Origin of the sequence: Microbaculum mangrovi (assembly GCF_051390635.1) — a bacterium.
Classification (GTDB): domain Bacteria; phylum Pseudomonadota; class Alphaproteobacteria; order Rhizobiales; family Tepidamorphaceae; genus Microbaculum.
Map to the genome: position 1 here is coordinate 1,123,989 of NZ_JBPODT010000001.1, position 21,038 is coordinate 1,145,026.

Sequence of the window (21,038 nt, forward strand, 5' to 3'; positions counted from 1 at the left end):
CAAAGACAAAGCAGTCGCCGGCCAGGGCGACCGGCGCGACGATTATGAGGATCCAACATGCCGACCCAGGAATTCGACGCCACCGCCCATCCCAGTTTCGACGGACATCAGCAGGTCGACTTTCGCATCGACCAGAAAACCGGCCTGCGCTCCATCATCGCCATCCACGACACCACCCTCGGCCCGGCACTGGGCGGCTGCCGCATGTGGCCCTATGCCAACGACATGGACGCCCTCGACGACGTTCTGCGCCTGTCGCGCGGCATGACCTACAAGAACGCATTGGCCGGCCTGCCCCTCGGCGGCGGCAAGGCGGTGATCATCGCCGATCCCAAGACCGACAAGTCGCGGGCCCTGTTCGAGGCCTTCGGCGACCATGTCGACAGCCTTGGCGGCCGCTACATCACCGCGGAGGACGTCGGCATCACCGACGCGGACATGGAGATCGTCGCCGGCCGCACGCCGCATGTGCGCGGCATCCGCGCCACGGGCCTGGGCGATCCCTCGCCGTTCACCGCCTGGGGCGTGTTCTGTGCCATGCGCACCGCCGTCGGCTTCGCCCTCGAACGGGCGTCCCTCGCCGGCCTGACCGTCGCCGTCCAGGGCCTCGGCCATGTCGGGGGTCGCGTCGCCGCCCTCGCCCATGCCGACGGCGCCCGGTTGATCGTGGCCGATATCGATCAGGCCCGCGTCGACGAGGTCGTCGCCCGCACCGGCGCGACGTCCGTTCCGGTCGACCGGATACACGCCGTCACCGCCGACGTCTTCGCGCCTTGCGCCCTCGGCGGCGGCCTGAATGAAACGACGGTTCCGCAGGTTCGGGCCGGGATCGTCTGCGGCGCCGCCAACAATCAGCTGCGCACCCTGCAGGACGGCGCGTCGCTGATGCGGCGCGGCATCCTCTACGCACCGGATTATCTGGTGAATGCCGGCGGCGTCATCTCCATCGCCCCGGAGCGGCCCGGCATGACGGCGGACGAAATGAAGTCGCGGATCGCCCGGATAGGCGACACGCTCGGTCTTGTCCTGTCGCGCGCGAAAATGCAGGACCTGCCACCCGAGGTCGTCGCCGACCGGATGGCCGAGGAGCGCATTGCCGCCGCCCGCCGCGACCGCAGCGCCTGAGGGTCTAGAGCCAGCTCCCGACCAGTGCCCTGACGGCTGCCGCCTTGAGCGGCGGTCGCCCGGCCGCGCGCGCGGCATCGGCAGCAAGGCCGACCAGATCGGCCGTGTAACCGGCGGTCTCGCCGTTCGGCAGAAGCATGTTGTTCTCGAAGCCGACGCGCACATGCCCGCCCTCCGCTAGGGCGTGACGCATGCAGGCGTTCTCCTTCGGCCCGAAGGCGCAGACCGACCACGAAACGGCCTCGCGCATCGGCGCCAGTGCTTGCAGCATCGGGTCGAGATCGGACGGCTCGGAGCGCTGGCCGGCGGTATAGCGCCCCAGCACCAGCAAGAGGCTCGGGCGCCGGACGGCGAACAGACCGGTTTTGCTGAGCGCGATGAACCGTTCGATATCGGCCGGATCATACAGGATAATCTGCGTCCAGACCCGGCGTTCCCCCAGCCACCCGAAGAAGCTTCGAACGGGCGTTTCGTCGGCGCCATCGGGCAGGATCTCGCGCAGCGCCACCGACACCGCTTCCGGCTCGAGCGCGCGCATCGTTGCCATCTGTACGTCCGGCGAGTAGCGTCCGACCGCCTCCGTCGTCGGCTGGATGACCAGCGCGTCGCCCACCGCGTCGCGCACCGCCGCGGTCGCCTCCCGGTAGAGTCCGACGTCGAGAGAATGCACGCCGTCGGCGTCGCGCACATGCAGGTGCAGGACCGACGCCCCGGCGTCGAGGCACCGTTTGGCCTCGGCCGCGATCTCGGCCGCGGTCATCGGCAGGTTCGGATGATCCGCCTTGGTGCGCCGCGCCCCGTTCGGCGCGGCGATCACGATGGTCCCGCTCACGCGCGAACCTCGGCGAGCGATGCGGCGATCGCCGCGTCCAGCCGGTCTACCACCATCGCCAGCTCGTCGTCCGACATGATGAACGGCGGCGCCAGCAACACGTGATCGCCATCGATGCCGTCGGCGGTGCCGTTGAACGGGTAGCAGACGAGCCCGCCCGCCATCGCGTGCGTCTTGATACGGCCGGCCAGCCCCTTGGCGCGCGGGAACGGCGCCTTGCTCTCCCGGTCCGCGACGAGCTCGACGGCGCGGAACAAGCCGCGTCCGCGGATGTCGCCGACATTGGCGTGCTGGCCGAAGCGATCAACGAGCATGTCCTGGAACATCTCGCCCGCTGTTCTGACGCGCTCCAGCAGCCCCTCCTCCTCGATCACCTTCTGCGTCTCCAGCGCGGCGGCACAGGCGATCGGATGGCCGATATAGGTGTGACCGTGCCGGAACACGCCGTCATGTCTTTCGATCACCCGGGCCAGGTCCTCGCGCACCAGCGTCGCGCCGATCGGCTGGTGGCCGGCGCCGAGCCCCTTGGCGGTGGTGATCATGTCGGGCACGACGCCGTCCTGCTCGCAGGCATAGAGCGTGCCGGTGCGCCCCATGCCGCTCATCACCTCGTCGAGCACCAGGAGCACGCCGTAGGTGTCGCAGATACGCCGGATCTCGCGGAAATAGCCCGGCGCCGGCGGAACCGCGCCCGACGTCGCGCCGACCACGGTCTCGGCGAAGAAGGCGGAGACGGTTTCCGGACCGACCTTCAGGATCTCGTCTTCCAGGGCTCGCGCCGCGCGCAGGCCATAGGCTTCGTCGCTTTCGCCCTCTTGCCTGTGGCGATACGCATAGCAGGGAACGATATGGCTGACCGGCAGGCCGAGCAGCGGCGCGTAGAGCTCCTTGCGCGCCGGATTTCCGCCCAGCGCCAGAACGCCGAGGGTGTTGCCGTGGTAGGACTGCTCGCGGGCGATGTTGTGCGCCCGTTTCGGCTCACCGCGTTCGACATGGATCTGCCGGGCCAGCTTCAGCGCCATCTCGTTGGCTTCCGAGCCGCCGGAGACGAAATAGACCCGGCCGAATCCCTTCGGCGCCCGCGAGACGAGGAAATCCGCCAGTTCTTCCGCCGGCTCGGAGGTGAAGAACGCGGTATGGGCGTATTCCAGCTTGCCGGCCTGCTGCTGGATCGCCCTGACCACGCGCGGATGCAGATGGCCGAGGCAGGACACCGCCGCCCCGCCAGTCGCATCGAGATAGCGTCTTCCTTCGCGGTCGATGATCCACGCTCCCTCACCGGAGACGGCGACGGGATAGGACGCCTTCAGATCGCGGTGAAAGACATGGCTGTGAGATGTCGTGCCCTCGGGCATCGCCAGATTTCCCTCTTCGTTTCGTTCGCCAAAACCGGTGCGCTCGCATAGCCTAGCAGCGGATTCCGGATCGCGCTGCTGTAAAGGGCCACTTCGATGCTGCGATACATTCGCCCCTCCCTCGCCATCGGCCTGATCGCGACGGCGACCGCTCTGTTCTGGACGCCGGCCTCGGCCGATTCCCTCAGCCGGGCGGCTCCCGAGCCGGCAAGCGTCGGCGTGGCACGGGCGCCCGTCGAGGCGGACCGGCAGATGGTCGTCGCGGCCCACCCCCTGGCTTCGCTCGCCGGCCTCCGCGCCTTGCGCAACGGCGGCAGCGCGGCGGATGCGGCGATCGCGGCGATGATGGTGCTCGGTCTCGTCGAGCCGCAATCGGCGGGCCTAGGCGGCGGCGCCTTCCTGCTGCACTGGGACGAAAAGGCCAAGGCGCTGACGAGCTGGGACGGGCGCGAGACCGCGCCGGCCGCCGCCACGCCGAAGCGCTTCCTGAACGCCGAGGGCAAGCCCAACCCGTGGCCGCAGATGGTGCCGGGCGGCCTTTCGGTCGGCGTGCCCGGTCTCGTGGCGATGCTGCACGACGTCCATGCCCAGCATGGCAAACTGCCGTGGGCACGCCTGTTCGACGACGCGATCGCCCTGGCGAGCGGCGGCTTCGGCGTCTCCCCGCGCCTCTCCATGCTGGTCGCGGGCATGGGGGACGACGCCTTCTCGCCGCAGGCGCAGGACTATTTCCTCGATCCCGACGGCGCCGCTCCCCTGCTCGGCCAGGTGATCGAGAACCAGGCCTATGCCGACACGTTGCAGCGCATCGCCGACGGCGGCCCGGATGCCTTCTATTCGGGCGAGATCGCCGAGGACATCGTCGGCGCCGTCGCCAACGCCTGGCGCAATCCCGGCGACATGACGATGGACGATCTCGGAAACTACCGCGCCATCGAGCGCCCGGCCGTCTGCGGCGACTATCGCGGCCACAAGGTCTGCGGTATGGGCCCACCGTCGTCCGGCGGCCTCGCCGTCGCCATGACGCTTCGGATGCTCGAGCGCTTCGACCTGGGTAAGGCGCCGACGCCGGAGGCCCTGCACCTGATCGGCGAGGCCGGGAATCTCGCCTTCGCCGACCGCAACCGCTATGTCGCCGATCCCGATTTCGTGACCGTGCCCGCCGGACTGATGAATCCGGACTATCTCGCCGAGCGCTCGTCCCTGATCGATCCGGCGAAGGCCGGCGGCGTCCGCGAGCCCGGAAATCCGCCGGCCTCGGCCGAGCCCTCCCCCGGCAGGGACGGCACCAAGGAAGCGCCGGGCACGACGCAGGTCTCCGTCATCGATGCAGACGGCAATGCCGTCTCGATGACCGCCTCGATCGAATCCGCCTTCGGCTCGCGGCTGTTCGTGCGCGGCTTTCTCCTCAACAACGAACTGACCGACTTCTCCTTCGCCCCGGCCGACGCGGAGGGCCGGCCGATCGCCAATCGCGTCGAGGCCGGAAAGCGGCCGCGCTCCTCGATGGCGCCGACCATGGTGTTCGACGAGAACGGCAAGCTGGCGATGGTGCTCGGCTCGCCCGGCGGCAGCCGCATCATCGGCTACGTGGTCAAGGCGATCGTCGCCATGGTCGACTGGGGTTACGATCCGCAAGCCGCCGCAGCGCTGTTCAATTTCGCCAGCCGCAACGGCCCCTTCGAGGTCGAGGAGGTCACCGGCGCCGACCAGTGGATCGCGGCGATGGAAACGTTCGGCGGGCCGGCCAAGACCGCCGACATGACCAGCGGCCTCAACATCATCGCCGTCGGTGGCGGCAAGCTCACCGGCGGCTCCGACCCCCGCCGCGAAGGCGCGGCGATGGGGGATTAGCCGGCCGCGATCCTTCCGGCCAGGTCCACCAGCGCGCGATCGCTGCCCGCCGGGCCGATGATGGAAAGGCCGAGCGGCGCCCCGTGATGCGTCGCCAGCGGGATATTGACCTGCGGCAATCCGCCGATGCCGGCGATGCACAGGATCGACAGCGCCCGGTCGCGGAAAACCTCGAGCTCGGCGACCGGCGTCGCGCAGAGCGGCGCAATCGCGGGAACCGTCGGAAGAATCAGCAGCCGCGCCGCCGCGAGGTCGCGCACATGCTGGCGAAGCGTCGCATGCAGCGCCCACGCCTGGGCTTTCGCGGTCTCGTCGCGATTGATCCGCCGCGCCCATTCGAAACGGTCGCGCACGCCGGGCCCGAACTGCGGATCGAGGCTCTCGATCCAGCCCCCGTGCGTATCCCAGATCTCGGAGGCCTGCGTCGTGCGGAACACCAGCAGCCAGTCGGCAAGCCCCCGGGGGGCGACATGCCGGGGCGCGACACGACCGTGCTCGGTCTCGCCGATGACCGCTTCCGCCTTCGCCAGGGCGGGCAAGAACGCCGCCTTGGTCTCCTCGTCGATCATCAGATCGAATGCATCGCTCAGGAAAGCCGGCCGGCCATCGGGCAGTTTCGCGCTGTCCTCGCCAAGGACAATGTCGCCGACGCGCGCAAACGTCACGGCGTCGCGAGCGAACCAGCCGACCGTGTCGTAGCTCGGCGCAAGCGGCATGCAGCCGGAAATATCGATGCGCGCGTGCGTCGGCCTGAGGCCGAACAGGCCGCAATAGCTGGCCGGCGCGCGCACCGAGCCGCCGGTGTCGGTGCCGAGCGCGAAATCGACGAGGCCGCCCGCGGTCGCCGACGCCGATCCCGACGAAGACCCGCCGGGGATTCGGTCGGGCGCCGCCGAATTCACCGGCGTGCCGTAATGCGCGTTCTGCCCCTGCAGACTGAAGGCGAGTTCGTCGGTGATGGTCTTGCCGACGAAGTCCGCCCCCGCATCAAGCAGCGCCTGCACCACCGGCGCATTCTTAATCGCGATGGACGATCCCGCGAGCTTCGCCGGATTGCCGCAGCCGGTCGGGTAGCCGGCGACCTCGAACAGGTCCTTGACGCCCATTTTCAGGCCGGACAGCGGCCCGGCTTCCGCATGCGCAACGGCAACAGCGGGATAGCGCATGAACGCGCCGATCGGGTCGTCCTGAATGAGCACTGTGGCCTCCCTCGCGTCTTGGCCGGGAGACCTTAGTGCCGGAGACCACGCCTGTCATGCGGATCACGGCTGTCATGCGGCCCGCGACTGCGGACCACTCAGGCCAGCGCCGTCGGGAAGAACTGGTAGATCCAGGTCTCGCTCAACGCCTTGTCGTCCAGGCGCACGAACATGCGCAGGTTGACGGGGTCGTGCCCGGTCGCCTCCAGGTCGAAGAGCACCCGCCAGCGGTCGGTTCCCACCACCGGATAGGCGACTTCGTTGCTCACACTGCCGCGGCTCGCATCGATGACGACCTCGACGCCGCTCGACCGGTCGAGGCCCTCGAAGGCCGGGCCTTCCAGGTCGATGGCGAACTTGCGCACGCCGGGCGGACGCGGCTGGCCGGGAATCCCGCCCATGCCGATCCGCGTCGCCACGATCCGGGCGACCGGCGCGGGATAGGGCTGATCTGCGACCCAGTGCAGCCGGTAGGCGAAGTCGAAGGACTGCCCGGCCTCGACCGGCGCGCGCGGCACCCAGAAGGCGACGATATTGTCGTGGATCTCGTCGTCGGTCGGGATCTCGACGAGCTGAACCGAACCCTCGCCCCACGTACCGATCGGCTCGACCCAGACGCTGGCGCGCTTCTCGTAGAAAACGCCGTCGTCCTGATAGTTGTCGAAGTCGCGGTCACGCTGCATCAGGCCGAAACCGCGGGGATTGGTGTCGAGGAACGCGTTGGTGACGACGCGCGACGGGTTGTCGAGCGGCCGCCAGATGCGTTCGCCGGAGCCGGTCCAGATGGCGAGCCCGTCGGAATCGTGGACTTCCGGCCGCCAGTCCTTCGCGTCCTCGCGGTTGGTTTCCGAGTACCAGAACATGCTGGTCAGCGGCGCCACGCCGAGCTTCTCGATCGCTCGGCGTGTGAACAGGGCGCAGTCGACGTCCTGGACGATGCCCTTGTTCGGCGCATTGCTGACGATCCGGTAGGCGCCGGAAAGGCTCGGCCCATCAAGCAGGGCATAGGCGATCAGCCCGCCGGCCCCGTCGCGCTCCAGCCAGAATTCGGTGAAACGGGGGAACTCCTCCGGTTTCGAGGCCGCCGTATCGATGGCGATGCCGCGCGCCGACAGCCCGTATTGGTCAAGCGGCCCGGAGGTGCGGAAATAGGAGGCGCCCAAAACCGCCAGCCAGTCGGTCTTGCCTCCGGGTGCCATGACGCGGAAGCCGGCAAAGCCGATGTCCTCGGGCAGGTCGCGGGCCACATGATCGGCCGGCATGTCGAAATAGTCAGGCGAATAGAGCAGTTCGCGCGCCTCGCCCTTCTCGACGGCGTGGATCTTCACCGGCGCCTTGAAGTAGCGTCCGAGGTGGAAGAACCGGACGCCCGGGTCGTTGCCCGCCTCGCCCCACATGGTCGACTCGTCCCTGAAGCGAATCTGCTGGTGCGCATCGAAATCGACCGCCTCGAGGACGTCACCGGCCCGAATCTCGGGCCCCTCATAGGGTCTGGCGGCAAGCGCCTCGGCTCGTGCCTTCAACGCGTCGAATGAAAACGGCGCTGCCGCACCGAAGCGTGCGCGCGGGTCCGCTGCGGCGTCCGCGAGCCTCGGCAAGAAAGCCAGCGCGCCGGCCGCAAGTCCGCCGGCCAGCACGCCGCGACGGGAAAATTCATTGCTCATGGCGATCCACGATCCGTTTTGAACGCTCTGCTGATCGATCCGGAAGGTGGAATTTTGATGGCAGCCATGGCAATTCATGGAGCGTTTCAACAGATGTGAACGCGGTCAGCCGCCAGACCCAACTGGTTTTCGTCGCAGGAAAGGACGTTTTTCGATGCCGCCCCGCCGGATGGCCCTGACACCCGATCATGTCGCGCGCGTTTACCGGGACATCGAGTTCAAGGGGCTCGACCCGAACTACACGTATCGTACGGACGAAGAGTACCAGGCCGTCATCGACGACCTGCTGGCTCAGCGTCCGGATACCGAAGAGTTCTGGCTGTTCGCGTCGGGCTCACTGATCTGGAAGCCGGAAGTCGAGCACCTGGAACGGCGGGTCGCGACGATCCGCGGCTATCACCGCTCCTTCTGCCTCCACATGCGCCAGTGGCGCGCCACACCGGAACAACCCGGCCTGATGATGGCGCTCGACCGGGGCGGCCAGTGCAGGGGCGTCATATTCCGACTCGACCACGACGCCTTGGAGGAGCAGCTCCGCAAGCTGCTGGAGCGCGAGATGCGCATGCGCCCGTCGAACAATCTGGCCCGCTGGGTGGCGGCGCAGACCGACAAGGGGCCGGTGCCGGCGCTCGCCTTCGTGATGAACCGCAAGGGACCGGGCTATGTCGGCCGCCTGCCGATCGAGGAAACCGTGACCATGCTGGCGCGCGCCTGCGGCCACATCGGCTCCTGCGCCGAGTACCTTTACAACACGGTCGCGCACCTGGAAGAACTCGGCATCCACGACCGCCACCTCTGGCAGCTGCAGCAGTTGGTGGCCCAACGCATCGCCGAGGATCACGGGCTCGAACTCCCGGCGGAGTGAACCCCCGCCTGCCGTTACAGCGCCGTGCCGCGTAAAGCCCGGCAGTCTCGGGCGTACGCCGCGAGATGCCCGGGTCGGGCCCCGGGCATCCGGTAGAGACGAAGCCGCTACAACTCCACCCGTCGCAGGCGCAGCGAGTTGCCGATGACGCTGACCGACGACAGCGACATCGCCGCCGCGGCGATCATCGGCGACAGGAGCAGCCCCAGGAACGGATAGAGAATACCGGCCGCGATCGGCACGCCCGCCGTGTTGTAGACGAAGGCGAAGAACAGGTTCTGGCGGATATTGCGCATCGTCGCCTGGCTCAGGCGTCGGGCCTTGACGATGCCGTTGAGATCGCCCTTCAACAGTGTCACACCGGCGCTCTCGATGGCGACATCCGTGCCCGACCCCATGGCGATGCCGATATCGGCGGCGGCGAGCGCCGGGGCATCGTTGACTCCATCGCCGGCCATCGCGACGACGCGGCCTTCCTTGCGGAACCGTTCCACCACCGCGCTCTTCTGGTCCGGCAGCACCTCCGCCTCGACCTCGTCGATACCGAGGCGGCGGGCGACGGCCTCGGCGGTCGTGCGATTGTCGCCCGTCAACATGACAATTCGGATGCCTTCGCCGTGCAGCGCCTTGATCGCCGCAGGCGTCGTCTCCTTGACCGGATCGGCGATCGCGACGACTCCGGCCGCCTTGCCGTCGATCCCGGCGAAGATGGCCGTGGCGCCGTCCTTGCGCAGAGCGTCCGCCTTGTCGGCGAGCGGAGCCACGTCGATGCCGTGCTCCTTGAGGAAACCGGCCGTGCCGAGCAGCACCTTGCGGCCGTCGACCGTTCCGAGCGCACCCTTGCCCGTCGGTGCGTCGAAATCCGTGGCGTCGGCGAGCGCGATGCCTCTGGTTTCCGCCGCCGCGACAATTGCCGCGGCCAGCGGATGCTCGCTCGCCCGCTCCACGCTCGCCGCCAGCCTGAGCAGCTCCGCCTCCTCGATCCCGTCGGTCACGATCTCCGTAACCGCCGGCCTGCCCTCCGTAAGCGTGCCGGTCTTGTCGACCACCAGCGTGTCGACCTTCTCCATGCGCTCCAGCGCCTCGGCGTTCTTGATCAGCACCCCGGCGCCGGCGCCGCGTCCGACGCCCACCATGATTGCCATCGGCGTCGCAAGTCCCAGCGCGCAGGGACAGGCGATGATCAGCACGCTGACGGCAGCGACCAATGCGAACGTGAAACGCGGCTCAGGCCCGTAGATCGACCAGGCCGCGAAGGCGATAACGGCCGCGGCGACGACGGCGGGCACGAACCAGCCCGAAACCTGATCGGCGAGCCGCTGGATCGGGGCGCGGCTGCGCTGGGCTTCGGCAACCATCTGGACGATGCGCGACAGCATGGTGTCCACTCCAACCCTGTCAGCGCGCATGACCAGGGCACCGGACTGGTTCATCGTACCACCGATCACCGCGTCGCCGACTTCCTTGGAAACCGGCATGGATTCGCCGGTCACCATGGACTCGTCCAGCGCCGAGTGCCCGTCGACGACCTCTCCGTCGACCGGCACCTTCTCGCCCGGTCGTACGCGCAGCCGATCGCCGATGGCGATATCCTCAAGCGACACCTCCTCATCGGAGCCGTCGTCACGGATGCGCCGCGCCGTCTTCGGCGCGAGATCGAGCAGCGCCTTGATCGCCCCGCCGGTCCGCTCGCGCGCCCTCAGTTCCAGAAGCTGGCCGAGCAACACCAGCACGGTGATCACGGCTGCCGCCTCGAAATAGACCGCGACCGATCCGTCCGCGCCCCGGAACGTCGCCGGGAACAGGCCGGGCGCCACCGTCGCCACCACCGAATAGACCCAGGCGACACCGGTGCCCATGGCGATCAGCGTGAACATGTTGAGGTTGCGCGTGACGATGGACTTCCAGCCGCGCTCGAAGAACGGCCAGCCGCACCACAGCACCACCGGCGTGGCTAGCACCAGCTGGATCCAGTTGGAAAGCGCCGGCGACACGAAATGCAGGCCGAGGACGTGCCCGCCCATTTCCAGAAAGAACACCGGCACCGTCAAGGCGAGGCCGATCCAGAACCGCCGGGTGAAATCGATCAGCTCGGGATTGGGGCCGGAATTCGCGGTGATCATCATCGGCTCGAGGGCCATGCCGCAGATCGGGCATGTGCCCGGGCCGACCTGCTGGATCTCCGGGTCCATCGGGCAGGTGTAGATCGCCCCCTCTATCACCGGCTCCTCGGGGCGCACGTCGGCCAGGTATTTGTCCGGATCGGCGATGAATTTATCGCGGCACTTCGGATTGCAGAAATAGTAGGTCGTGCCGCCGTGCTCGTGCGTGTGCTGCGCGGTCGCCTTGGTGACCGACATCCCGCACACCGGGTCCGTCGCCTTCAGGTACTTGTCAGGGTCGGCGACGAACTTCTCGCGACACTTTGGATTGCAGAAGTAATAGGTGGTCCCGTCCAGCTCATGGGTGTGCTTGGCGGTCTCGATCGTCACCGTCATGCCGCAGACGGGATCGATGGCCTTGCCCTCCGGCGCCCCGGTTTTGGCGGCCGGTTCATGATGGCTGCAACAGGATGCGGTCTCGCTGGACATGACACTCTCGATTCTGCTCGATGGGCCCGGATACCCGATGGGGGTATCGCATTCGCTTGACTACATATACCCCCATGGGGTATCTGACAAGCATGCAGGACAAAGCAAAGAACGCCGTCGCCAAACGGCTTGGCCGGATCGAGGGACAGGTGCGCGGCATTGCCCGCATGGTCGCCGAGGACCGATATTGCATCGATATCGTCACTCAAATCGATGCCGTCCGCGCCGCGCTCAAGCGCGTCGAGGAAGAAGTTCTGCGCGACCACGTCGCCCATTGCGTCGAGCACGCCATCCTGAGCGGCGACAAGGAAGAACAGCGCCAGAAGATCTCCGAGCTGATGCAGGTACTGGAGCGCAGCGGGCGCTAGGCCGACCTCCCGACCCCGTTCATTCCTGCGCAAGCGGGAAGCGGCCTATTGTCTGCTGCGGCGGTACGTCGCCTCGCCACATCGCAGCCTCCGACAAAGGGGGACCTGCCAATCGCGACCCGACTCCCGCTTTCGCGGGAGCGAGCGGAACGCAGCCTGGCGCAAGCCCCCCACCTCGGCCGTCATGCCGGACTCGTGCCCGCTGCGACCGGCAATGAAAAAAGCGACGGCGGCGGCGTTTCTCGGAAGGCCGCGCGGGGCGTTTGACGCAACGAAAAAAGCCCCCGCTCTCGCGGGGGCTTCGTTCTTCTGCGAACGCCGATCGAACCCTACGCTGCCTTCGGCAGCACCGTCTCGACCAGCGAGGCCCAGTAGCCGACGCCATAGGGGATGGCGTCGTCGTTGAAGTCGTATTGCGGCGTATGCACGTTGGCGCCGCCCTTCTCGCCGGGCATGCCGTTGCCGAGCCAGATGTAGCAGCCGGGCCGCTCCTCGAGCATGTAGGAGAAGTCCTCCGCCCCCATCTTCGGCTCGCCGGTGGTCGAGACCTCGTTGGCGACGTTGCGGGCCGCCGACGCGGCGATCTCGGTCTCGTCGGACGTATTCACGGTCGGCGGATAGTTGCGCATGTACTTCACTTCCGCCGTCGCGTCGAAGGCGAGCGCCACGTTGGTCGCGATACGCTTGAGCTCGGTCTCGACCAGGTCGCGCACATCCGGCAGGAAGGTGCGGCAGGTCCCGCTCAGCTCGGCTTCCTCGGGGATGACGTTGAAGGCATCCCCGGCATGGAACTGGGTCACCGAGACGACGGCCTCCTTGATCGGATCGACGCGGCGGCTGGCAATCGACTGCAGCGCCGTGACGATGTGCGAGCCGATCAAGACGGGATCGCGCGAGACGTTCGGCATGGCGCCGTGGCCGCCCCTGCCCTTCACCAGGATCCTGAACTCGTCGGCTGCCGCCATGCACGGGCCCGGCCGCATGGAGATCGCGCCGAGCGGCAGGCCGGGCATGTTGTGCATGCCGTAGACGGTCTCGCAGTTGAAGCGCTCGAACAGGCCGTCCTCGATCATCACCTTGCCGCCGCCGCGGCCTTCCTCGGCCGGCTGGAAGATCAGGTAGACCGTTCCGTCGAAGTTGCGGTGGTCGGCGAGATAGCGCGCCGCGCCGAGCAGCATCGTGGTGTGCCCGTCATGACCGCAGGCATGCATCTTGCCGTCGGTTTGGGAATGATACTCGAGACCCGTCTTCTCGAAGATCGGCAGGGCGTCCATGTCGGCCCTCAGGCCGATCGCGCGATTGGAGCCGCCCTTGCCGCGCACTACGCCGACGACTCCGGTCCTGGCGATACCGGTGTGAACCTCGTCGACGCCGAATTCCTTCAACTTCCGCGCGACAATCTCGCAGGTACGGGTCTCCTCGAAACCGAGTTCGGGATGGGCATGGATGTCGCGGCGGATCGCCACAAGTTCATCCATATAGGGCTTCACGCGGTCGGTATAACTCATGCCAGGATCTCCTGAATTCGATGCCTTACCTCTAGTTGTGCCTACCTGCGGCCGATTGGCAAGCGCGACGTGACCGCAAAGCCGGCATCGCGGCTAGTCCGGCCTCGGTAAAGCGGTTTCGACAAGCGAAACCCAATAGCCGACGCCCGCGGGGATCGCCGCGTCGTTGAAATCGAAATCCGGCGCATGGAGCCAGGGGCGATCCTCGCCCGTCCCGAGCCAAATATAGGTTCCGGGGCGGGCACCCAGCATAAACGCAAAATCCTCCGCGCCCATCAACGGTGTCACATCGGTCTCCACCGCGTGCGCGCCGACGACCCGGCGGGCCGCCGCCGCCGCCAGCTCGGTTTCCTCCGGTGCGTTCACCGTCGTCGGATACCCACGGCTGTAATCGACCTCGGCCACGGCCCCGAACGCGGAGGCGACCTCCGTGCAGATCCGCTTCATTTCGGCTTCGATCAGATCGCGCACCTCGGGCAGAAAGCTGCGGCAGGTGCCGCCGAGCTCGATTTCCTCGGGTACGACGCTGCCCCCGGTGCCCCCCCGGAACGTCGTGATCGAGACAACCGCCGAATGGATCGGATCAACGCGCCGGCTGGCGATCGACTGCAGCGCCGTGACGATATGGGCACCGGCGACGATCGGATCGCGCGTCTGGTGCGGCCAGGCGCCGTGTCCGCCCGTGCCGCGCACCACGATGCGGATGATGTCGGACGCCGCCATGATCGGCCCCGTGCGCATCGCGATCGAGCCGAGAGGGCGGCCGGGCATGTTGTGCATGCCGAACACGGACTCGCAGTTGAACCGCTCGAACAATCCGTCGCGGATCATGAAATCCGCGCCGCCGCCGCGTTCCTCGGCCGGCTGGAAGATCAGATGGACGGTTCCGTCGAAGTCCCGGTGTTCGGCAAGATAGCGCGCGGCCCCGAGCAGCATCGTCGTATGCCCGTCGTGGCCGCAGGCATGCATCTTGCCATCGACCGTCGAGCGGTAGGGAACGTCTGTCTTCTCGGTAATCGGCAGCGCGTCCATGTCGGCCCTGAGGCCGATCGCGCGATTTGACCCGCCGTGTCCGCGCAGGACACCGACGACGCCGGTGCGCCCGATGCCGGTATGCACCTCGTCGACGCCGTATTCCTTGAGCTTTTCGGCGACCAGCGCCGCCGTACGGTTTTCCTCGAAGGCGATCTCGGGATGCGCGTGGAGGTCGTGGCGGATCGCCACCAGCTCGTCGATATAGGGTTCGACGCGACCGGCGATCGACATGTTCATCATTTTACGCGTTCCGTCTCCATGCGCTCCATCCGCCCTTCCTCCACCGCATGGCAGGAGACCAGATGGTTCTCGCCGACCGGCAGGAGCCGCGGCTCCTCCGATTTACAACGATCGAAGGCGTAGGGACAGCGCGGATGGAACGTGCAGCCGGGCGGAGGATCGATCGGATTGGGCACCTCGCCCTTGACCGGCGTGCGCGCCCGCCCCGTCATGTCGATGTCGGGCACCGCGTCGAGAAGCATGCGAGTGTAGGGATGACGCGGATTGTCGAAAAGCGCGCGCGACGGCGCATCCTCGACCAGCTTGCCCAGATACATGACGCCGATGCGTGTCGCCATGTGCCGGACGACGGCGAGGTTGTGGCTGATGAACAGATAGGTCAGGCCGAACTCGTCCTGCAGGTCGCGCATCAGGTTGAGGATCTGCGCCTGCACCGATACGTCGAGCGCCGAGGTCGGCTCGTCGCAGATAATGAATTCGGGCTTGTTGGACAGCGCCCTTGCGATCGCGATGCGCTGGCGCTGTCCGCCCGAGAACTCGTGCGGAAACTTGGCCCCGTCGGCGGGATCGAGCTTGACCACTTTCAGCAGCTCGCCCACCTCGTGCTCGATTTCCCGCGTGTCGCGGGCAAGGCCGAAGGCGCGGATCGGCTCGGCGATGATCTTGTCGACCCGCCACCGCGGGTTGAGGCTGGCGAAAGGGTCCTGGAAGATCATCTGGAACCGGCGCCGCAGCTTGCGGTCCTCGGCCGCTGGCCGCGCCGCGCCACGGTCGATGCCGTCGAAGACGATCTTGCCGGCGGAGGGATCGATCAGGCCGGCGACCATCCGCGCCACCGTCGATTTGCCGCAGCCCGACTCGCCGACCAGCGCGAAGGTCTCGCCGGCACCGATCTTGAAGCTCACGTCATGGACGGCGCGCAAATGCTGGCGTGGTACGCCCTCGATCACCCGGTTGAGGAGCGGTTTGGACACGTCGAAGAAACGCGTCAGCCCCTCGACTTCGACCAGCGGGGCCCCGTTCATGTGACGGCCTCCTCCGCGTAGAGCCAGCACGCCGCCCGCGTTTTGCCGGTATCGAGCAGTTCCGGCCGCTCCGCGCGGCAGCGATCGAATACCCTCGGGCAGCGCGGATGGAAGGCGCAGCCCTGCGGGATCGCCGTCAGGCGGGGCATCGAGCCGTCGATCTGTTGCAGCCTGGCGGCCTCGTGGGCGAGCGAGGGGATCGAAGCCATCAGGCCCACGGTATAGGGATGGCGCGGGTTCTTGATCACCTCGCGCACCGGGCCGATCTCGGCGATGCGCCCGGCATACATGACCGCGACGCGATCGGCCGTCTCGGCGATGACGCCCATGTCGTGGGTGATCAGCATGACGGCCGCGCCGTGTTCGGCGCAGGTCTTCTTCAACAGCCGGATGATCTGTGCCTGCACCGACACGTCGAGGGCCGTCGTCGGCTCGTCGGCGATGACCAGAACGGGATTGACGGCAAGCGCCAGGGCGATCACGACGCGCTGGCGCATGCCGCCGGAGAACTGGTGCGGATAGGCATCGATGCGCGAGCCGGGCGCCGGGATGCCGACCTCGGTCAGGAGCTCGATCGCTCGCTTGCGCGCGTCCGCATCCGACATCCTGACGTGTGTCTGGATCGTCTCGGTGAGCTGCTCGCCGATCGTGTAGAGCGGATTGAGACTGGTCAGCGGGTCCTGGAAGACCATGCCGATCTGCTTTCCGCGGATCTTGCGCATCTCCTCCTGCGGCAGGTTGTCGATGCGCCGGCCCTGCAGGATCACCTCGCCGCCGCCGATGCGACCGGGCGGCTCCAGCAGATTGATGACGGCCGTGCCGGTCAGCGACTTGCCGGCGCCGGATTCGCCGACGACGCCGAGCACCTCGCCCGGCGCGATGTCGAAGGACACCTTGTTCACGGCCGTCAGCGTTCCGCGCCGGGTCGGGAACTCGACGACGAGGTCGCGGACCTGGAGAAGAGGTTGAGTCACGCCGCCTCCTTCACCGGAGCTTCGGATTGAGCGCGTCGCGCAGCCAGTCGCCCAGCAGATTGACGGCGAGCACGAGCGTTGCCAGCGCGGCGCCGGGAAAGATGGTGATCCACCATTCTCCCGAGAACAGGAAGTCCTGGCCGATGTCGATCAGCGTACCGAGCGAGGGCTGCGTCGGCGGCAGGCCGACGCCGAGGAACGACAGCGTCGCCTCCAGAATGATGGCCACCGCCAGGTTGATCGTCGCGATCACCAGCACCGGCCCCATGACGTTCGGCAGCACGTGGCGCAACATGATCAGGAACGGCGGGATACCGATCAGCCGCGCGGCCTGGACATATTCCTTGTTGCGCTCGACCAGCGTCGAGGCGCGCACGGTGCGCGCGTACTGCACCCAAAACGACAGACCGATCGACAGGATCAGCACGCCATAGGCGGTGTCCTCGCGGCTGATGTCCCTGAACAGGCCGTGCACCACACCGTCGATCAGGAGCGCGATCAGGATCGACGGGAAGGTGAGCTGTATATCGGCGATGCGCATGACGATCGTGCCGAAGGTGCCGCCGAAATAGCCGGCGGCCAGCCCGAGCCCGATACCGAGCGTCGCGGCGAACAGCACACTGGCGAAGCCGACGGCGAGCGAAGCCCGCGCGCCGTAGAGGATGCCCGACAGGATATCCCGGCCTTGGTCGTCGGTGCCGAGCAGGAAACGCGGGTCGCCGTACTGCTCCCAGGCCGGCGGCATAAGCGAATCCATCAGGTCGATGGAGGCCAGGTCGAAGGGATCATGCGGCGCGATCCACGGCGCGAAGACGGCGCCGAAGATGAACAGGAAGGTGACGAGGGCTGCGAGCATCGTCAGCTTCGACTGCTTGAAGGAATGGAAGATATCGCTGTCGAGCACGCGCGTGGCGAAGCCGTGCGGCTTCGACAGGAATTCGGCTTGGGTCTCGGGTCCGCCGGTCATGGCCTACACCGCCGCGCCGCCGTCGAGCCGCACCCGCGGGTCGACCACGGTGTAGAGGATATCGACGACGAGGTTGATGACCACGAACAGGAAGGCGATCAGCATCAAATAGGCCGCCATGATCGGAATATCGACGTTCTGCACGGATTGCAGGAACAGAAGCCCCATGCCCGGCCACTGGAAGACGGTCTCGGTGATGATCGCGAACGCGATGATCGAGCCGAGCTGCAGGCCGGTCACGGTGATCACCGGGATCAGCGTGTTCTTCAGCGCGTGACCGAAATTCACCGCCCGCTCGGTGAGGCCGCGGGCGCGAGCGAACTTGATGTAGTCGGTGCGCAGAACCTCGAGCATCTCCGCCCGCACCAGCCGCATGATCAGGGTGAGCTGGAACAGGCCAAGCGTGATCGCCGGCAGGATCAGCGCCTTCAGCCCCGAGACGGTCAGGAGCCCCGTCGACCAGAACCCGAGATCTACCACGCTGCCGCGCCCGAAGCTCGGCAGCCATTGCAGGTTCACCGCGAAGATGAAGATCAGCAGGATGCCGATCAGGAACGGCGGCAGCGAGATGCCGACCAGCGAGACGGTGAGGAACAGCTTCGACATCCAGGCATTGCGGCGGATGCCCGTATAGACGCCCATCGGGATGCCGACGAGCAGGGCAAAGAGCGCCGAGACGATCGACAGCTCCAGGGTCGCCGGCAGCCGGGACAGGATCATATCGGAGACCGGCTGCTTGAACTGGTAGGAGATGCCGAAATTGAACTGCGCGGCGTTCAAGACGAACCGCGCGAACTGCACCATGATCGGGTCCCTCAACCCGAGCCGCACGCGCAGCGCCTCACGCTCGGCCGGCGACGTCTCGATCCCGACCATCTGATTGATCGGATCGCCCACGTACCGGAACATCAGGAAGGCGATCAGCGCCACGACCAGCATGACCAGGACGGCCTGAAGGAGGCGGCGGATAATGAATGCGGTCATCGTGTCGGAACGCCAGGCGTCGGGTGCACAAAGGAACGCCGGCGGGAGGCCGCCTTCAACGGTCTCCCGCCTGTCGTCGGGACTACGCCGTCAGTTCTTGTTGACGTAGTAGAACATCAGCGTGTTGTCGGCGCGCTGAGCCAGTTCGACACTATCGGCAACGCCCCAAGCCAGGCCCTGCTGGTGCAGCGGAATGTGGCCCGCCTCATCCAGATGCATCTTGAACGCGTCGGCGATCATCTGATTGCGCTTGTCCGGGTCATTCTCGACCAGGATCTTCGCCGTCAGCTCGTCGACCTTCGGGTTGCAGTAGCCGCCAAGGTTGAACGGCGCCTCGCTGCCCTCTTCCGTCCGGCAATGGATGATGTTCTTCAGGATGTTCCAGGAGTCGAACGAGCCCGGCGTCCAGCCGAGTAGATAGAACGACGTGTCGAAGCCGTTCGACTGCAAGACCTTGGCGAAATACTTCGCCTTCGGCTGGGCATTGAGGTCGACCTTCACACCGATCCTGGCAAGCATGGAGACCACGGCCTGGCAGATCGCCTCGTCATTGACGTAGCGGTCGTTCGGGCAATCCATGCCGACCTCGAAGCCATCCGGATAGCCGGCATCGGCCAGAAGCTTCTTGGCCTCTTCCGGATCATACGGATAGCGCTCGAACTGATCCGACAGGGCGAACAGGAACGGCGAGATCATCAAGGCCGACGGGGTCGACAGACCGCGCATGATCTTCTGCTTGATCGCTTCGATGTCGATCGCCTTGAATAACGCCAGACGCACCCGCTGGTCCTTGAAGGGATTCTTGCCCTTGACGTTCGAGTACAGAAGCTCGTCACGCATCTGGTCCATGCCCAGGAAAATCGTCCTGAGTTCGGGCCCGGTCAGCGCCCGCGTGCCGTCGTTGCCCTCGACACGCTTAATGTCCTGGACCGGCACCGGATAGACCATGTCGAGCTCGCCCGACAGGAGCGCGGCGACACGGGTCGCGTCCTCGCTGATCGGCGTCAACTCGACGGTGTCGACGTTGAACTTCTTGTTTCCGTAATCCCACCAGTCCTTGTTTTCCTCGAAAACCGTCTTCACGCCGGTTTCGTGGCCGGTGATCATGAACGGCCCGGTTCCGTTGGCGTGCAGACCCGCATAGCTTGGGCTTTCGTCGGACGCCGACATCACCTTCGTGGTGTTGTTTTCCTCGGACCACTCCTTGTCCATGATGCCCCACGTATCCCACTCGTAATGCAGGATCGGATTGGGGCTCTGCAGCACGAAGTCGACCGTGTGGTCGTCGACCTTCTCGACCTTCACATCAGCGCCGATGCGGGTCTTCAGGTCGGATTCCTGGGACCGCACGCGATCGGCCGAGAACACCACGTCGTCGGCGGTGAAGTCGTTACCATTGTGGAACTTCACCCCCTTGCGCAGATGGAAGCGCCAACGGGTCGGTTCGAGGATCTCCCAGCTTTCGGCCAGCGCCGGCTGGATCTCCAGGTCCGGACCGCGGCGGGTCAGGCCTTCGTAGACGTTGCCCAGCGTGCCGAGCGAGAATGTTTCATTGAGGCTGTAGGGATCGAGCCCCTTTAGTTCCCCCTGGAACGCATACTTGAACGTTTCGGCCTGGACGGAGCCCACCACGCCGATTGCGACGGCAAACCCCGCCGCGATAGCCGTTTTACTAAAGGCCATCTGTCACCTCCCTAAGTTTATTTTTTGATCCACCGTCCGGCGGATTTAATTACCAGTCTATATACGCTGCGAGGCCGCGTCACCCTCGTCTGTACGCGACCTTAGCTTACCTCATCATACCGCTCGGCAGCCCACAACGGTAGGATTGCCAAACTATCTACTTTGCGATGAAAAATCCGCAGTGGTCCGATGGCGGACCGTGATGCCTGCGAAGGGCCACGCACAATGACGGACCGCTTGCGGACGGCCGTACCTGCCGACCTGGATGCCCTCGTCGAAATCGAGAAAGCCGTCTTCGTTCGACCGGCCTACGAGCCGATGTCGCGCCGCCAGTTCCGCTGGCACATCTCCAACCCCCGCGCTGCCCTGATCGTCTGCACCCGCAACGGCCGTGTCGTCGGCTACGCGCTCGGCCTCGCCCGCGCGGGTTCGCACCACATGCGGTTCTACTCGCTGGCCGTCCTGCCGGAGGCCCAGGGCGGAGAGCTCGGCAAGCGCCTGTTCGAGGCGATCGAGAGGGCGGCGCGCGAGCGCGGACTGGGCGTCATTACCGAGGTTCGGGCCGACAACACCAGGCTTCACCGCCGCTATCTGGGGCTCGGATACGCGGAATTCGAGCGCAGGCCGGATTACTATCCCGACGGCTGTGCGGCGATCCGTATGAAAAGGTCGATCGGGAAGGTTTGAGCCTCGCCATCAATAAATCGCAATCGCCGCTGAAAGCCTCTTGTTCCGCCGTATAAACGGCGTAGGTATAGGCAATGATTCG

17 protein-coding genes are annotated in these 21,038 nt (G+C 66.4%); 5 read left to right on the top strand and 12 right to left on the bottom strand.

The window, feature by feature from the left end; all coding sequences use genetic code 11:
• Window positions 1-57 precede the first annotated feature (57 nt).
• Window positions 58-1,125 (top strand): Glu/Leu/Phe/Val dehydrogenase dimerization domain-containing protein, encoded by a 1,068-nt coding sequence (locus ACSF9G_RS05405; protein WP_436639230.1) that lies wholly within the window; start codon window positions 58-60, stop codon window positions 1,123-1,125.
• A 4-nt stretch (window positions 1,126-1,129) separates the two neighbouring features.
• Here the strand turns inward: ACSF9G_RS05405 and ACSF9G_RS05410 are convergent, their stop codons facing one another.
• Together ACSF9G_RS05410 and ACSF9G_RS05415 are read right to left on the bottom strand one after the other, a co-directional pair.
• Window positions 1,130-1,957: a beta-keto acid cleavage family enzyme gene (locus ACSF9G_RS05410; protein WP_436639232.1), complete on the bottom strand. Its 828-nt coding sequence runs from the start codon at window positions 1,955-1,957 to the stop codon at window positions 1,130-1,132.
• The gene (locus ACSF9G_RS05415) at window positions 1,954-3,312 is read right to left on the bottom strand and encodes an aspartate aminotransferase family protein (protein WP_436639234.1); all 1,359 of its coding nucleotides are present in this window, start codon (window positions 3,310-3,312) and stop codon (window positions 1,954-1,956) included. Before ACSF9G_RS05415 ends, ACSF9G_RS05410 begins: the two co-directional genes overlap by 4 nt.
• 96 nt (window positions 3,313-3,408) lie before the next feature.
• Between ACSF9G_RS05415 and ggt the strand changes: the two genes are divergently transcribed.
• A complete protein-coding gene (ggt, locus tag ACSF9G_RS05420) occupies window positions 3,409-5,166 on the top strand; it encodes a gamma-glutamyltransferase (RefSeq protein ID WP_436639236.1) in 1,758 nt (585 codons plus the stop codon).
• On the opposite strand, the gene ACSF9G_RS05425 is transcribed toward ggt, so the two are convergent.
• Together ACSF9G_RS05425 and ACSF9G_RS05430 are read right to left on the bottom strand one after the other, a co-directional pair.
• Window positions 5,163-6,365, bottom strand: a complete 1,203-nt coding sequence (locus ACSF9G_RS05425; RefSeq protein WP_436639238.1) for an amidase — start codon at window positions 6,363-6,365, stop codon at window positions 5,163-5,165. The two genes, ggt and ACSF9G_RS05425, sit on opposite strands and share 4 nt — an antisense overlap.
• 98 nt (window positions 6,366-6,463) lie before the next feature.
• Window positions 6,464-8,029 (bottom strand): OpgD/OpgG family glucan biosynthesis protein, encoded by a 1,566-nt coding sequence (locus ACSF9G_RS05430; RefSeq protein WP_436639240.1) that lies wholly within the window; start codon window positions 8,027-8,029, stop codon window positions 6,464-6,466.
• A 154-nt stretch (window positions 8,030-8,183) separates the two neighbouring features.
• On the opposite strand from ACSF9G_RS05430, the gene ACSF9G_RS05435 reads away from it, so the two are divergent.
• Entirely contained in the window at window positions 8,184-8,894 is a 711-nt protein-coding gene (locus tag ACSF9G_RS05435; protein WP_436639242.1) for a gamma-glutamylcyclotransferase, read from the top strand.
• 107 nt (window positions 8,895-9,001) lie between these two features.
• On the opposite strand, the gene ACSF9G_RS05440 is transcribed toward ACSF9G_RS05435, so the two are convergent.
• A complete protein-coding gene (locus ACSF9G_RS05440) occupies window positions 9,002-11,485 on the bottom strand; it encodes a heavy metal translocating P-type ATPase (RefSeq protein WP_436639244.1) in 2,484 nt (827 codons plus the stop codon).
• A gap of 92 nt (window positions 11,486-11,577) precedes the next feature.
• Between ACSF9G_RS05440 and ACSF9G_RS05445 the strand changes: the two genes are divergently transcribed.
• The gene (locus tag ACSF9G_RS05445; protein ID WP_436639246.1) at window positions 11,578-11,853 is read left to right on the top strand and encodes a metal-sensitive transcriptional regulator; all 276 of its coding nucleotides are present in this window, start codon (window positions 11,578-11,580) and stop codon (window positions 11,851-11,853) included.
• 329 nt (window positions 11,854-12,182) lie between these two features.
• Here the strand turns inward: ACSF9G_RS05445 and ACSF9G_RS05450 are convergent, their stop codons facing one another.
• The 7 genes from ACSF9G_RS05450 to ACSF9G_RS05480 form a co-directional block, all read right to left on the bottom strand.
• Window positions 12,183-13,361: a M20 aminoacylase family protein gene (locus ACSF9G_RS05450; protein WP_436639248.1), complete on the bottom strand. Its 1,179-nt coding sequence runs from the start codon at window positions 13,359-13,361 to the stop codon at window positions 12,183-12,185.
• 93 nt (window positions 13,362-13,454) lie between these two features.
• Window positions 13,455-14,627: a M20 aminoacylase family protein gene (locus ACSF9G_RS05455; protein WP_436639668.1), complete on the bottom strand. Its 1,173-nt coding sequence runs from the start codon at window positions 14,625-14,627 to the stop codon at window positions 13,455-13,457.
• A 5-nt stretch (window positions 14,628-14,632) separates the two neighbouring features.
• The gene (locus ACSF9G_RS05460; RefSeq protein WP_436639250.1) at window positions 14,633-15,661 is read right to left on the bottom strand and encodes an ABC transporter ATP-binding protein; all 1,029 of its coding nucleotides are present in this window, start codon (window positions 15,659-15,661) and stop codon (window positions 14,633-14,635) included.
• On the bottom strand, window positions 15,658-16,635 hold the full coding sequence (locus ACSF9G_RS05465) for an ABC transporter ATP-binding protein (RefSeq protein ID WP_436639253.1): 978 nt from the start codon (window positions 16,633-16,635) through the stop codon (window positions 15,658-15,660). The genes ACSF9G_RS05460 and ACSF9G_RS05465 overlap by 4 nt, the downstream gene beginning before the upstream one ends.
• A 10-nt stretch (window positions 16,636-16,645) precedes the next feature.
• On the bottom strand, window positions 16,646-17,602 hold the full coding sequence (locus ACSF9G_RS05470; RefSeq protein ID WP_436639255.1) for an ABC transporter permease: 957 nt from the start codon (window positions 17,600-17,602) through the stop codon (window positions 16,646-16,648).
• Between the two features lie 3 nt (window positions 17,603-17,605).
• Window positions 17,606-18,586, bottom strand: a complete 981-nt coding sequence (locus tag ACSF9G_RS05475) for an ABC transporter permease (RefSeq protein WP_436639258.1) — start codon at window positions 18,584-18,586, stop codon at window positions 17,606-17,608.
• A 90-nt stretch (window positions 18,587-18,676) separates the two neighbouring features.
• The gene (locus ACSF9G_RS05480; RefSeq protein WP_436639260.1) at window positions 18,677-20,269 is read right to left on the bottom strand and encodes an ABC transporter substrate-binding protein; all 1,593 of its coding nucleotides are present in this window, start codon (window positions 20,267-20,269) and stop codon (window positions 18,677-18,679) included.
• Window positions 20,270-20,494: 225 nt separating this feature from the next.
• On the opposite strand from ACSF9G_RS05480, the gene ACSF9G_RS05485 reads away from it, so the two are divergent.
• A complete protein-coding gene (locus tag ACSF9G_RS05485) occupies window positions 20,495-20,956 on the top strand; it encodes a GNAT family N-acetyltransferase (protein WP_436639262.1) in 462 nt (153 codons plus the stop codon).
• Window positions 20,957-21,038: the final 82 nt, after the last annotated feature.

Coding starts and splice junctions, on each gene's coding strand:
- ACSF9G_RS05475 (WP_436639258.1), bottom strand. CDS start 18,586: ATGACCGCATTCATTATCCGCCGCCTCCTTCAGGCCGTCCTGGTCATG.
- ACSF9G_RS05445 (WP_436639246.1), top strand. CDS start 11,578: ATGCAGGACAAAGCAAAGAACGCCGTCGCCAAACGGCTTGGCCGGATC.
- ACSF9G_RS05415 (WP_436639234.1), bottom strand. CDS start 3,312: ATGCCCGAGGGCACGACATCTCACAGCCATGTCTTTCACCGCGATCTG.
- ACSF9G_RS05430 (WP_436639240.1), bottom strand. CDS start 8,029: ATGAGCAATGAATTTTCCCGTCGCGGCGTGCTGGCCGGCGGACTTGCG.
- ACSF9G_RS05460 (WP_436639250.1), bottom strand. CDS start 15,661: ATGAACGGGGCCCCGCTGGTCGAAGTCGAGGGGCTGACGCGTTTCTTC.
- ACSF9G_RS05440 (WP_436639244.1), bottom strand. CDS start 11,485: ATGTCCAGCGAGACCGCATCCTGTTGCAGCCATCATGAACCGGCCGCC.
- ACSF9G_RS05455 (WP_436639668.1), bottom strand. CDS start 14,627: ATGTCGATCGCCGGTCGCGTCGAACCCTATATCGACGAGCTGGTGGCG.
- ACSF9G_RS05470 (WP_436639255.1), bottom strand. CDS start 17,602: ATGACCGGCGGACCCGAGACCCAAGCCGAATTCCTGTCGAAGCCGCAC.
- ACSF9G_RS05450 (WP_436639248.1), bottom strand. CDS start 13,361: ATGAGTTATACCGACCGCGTGAAGCCCTATATGGATGAACTTGTGGCG.
- ACSF9G_RS05485 (WP_436639262.1), top strand. CDS start 20,495: ATGACGGACCGCTTGCGGACGGCCGTACCTGCCGACCTGGATGCCCTC.
- ACSF9G_RS05435 (WP_436639242.1), top strand. CDS start 8,184: ATGCCGCCCCGCCGGATGGCCCTGACACCCGATCATGTCGCGCGCGTT.
- ACSF9G_RS05405 (WP_436639230.1), top strand. CDS start 58: ATGCCGACCCAGGAATTCGACGCCACCGCCCATCCCAGTTTCGACGGA.
- ggt (WP_436639236.1), top strand. CDS start 3,409: ATGCTGCGATACATTCGCCCCTCCCTCGCCATCGGCCTGATCGCGACG.
- ACSF9G_RS05480 (WP_436639260.1), bottom strand. CDS start 20,269: ATGGCCTTTAGTAAAACGGCTATCGCGGCGGGGTTTGCCGTCGCAATC.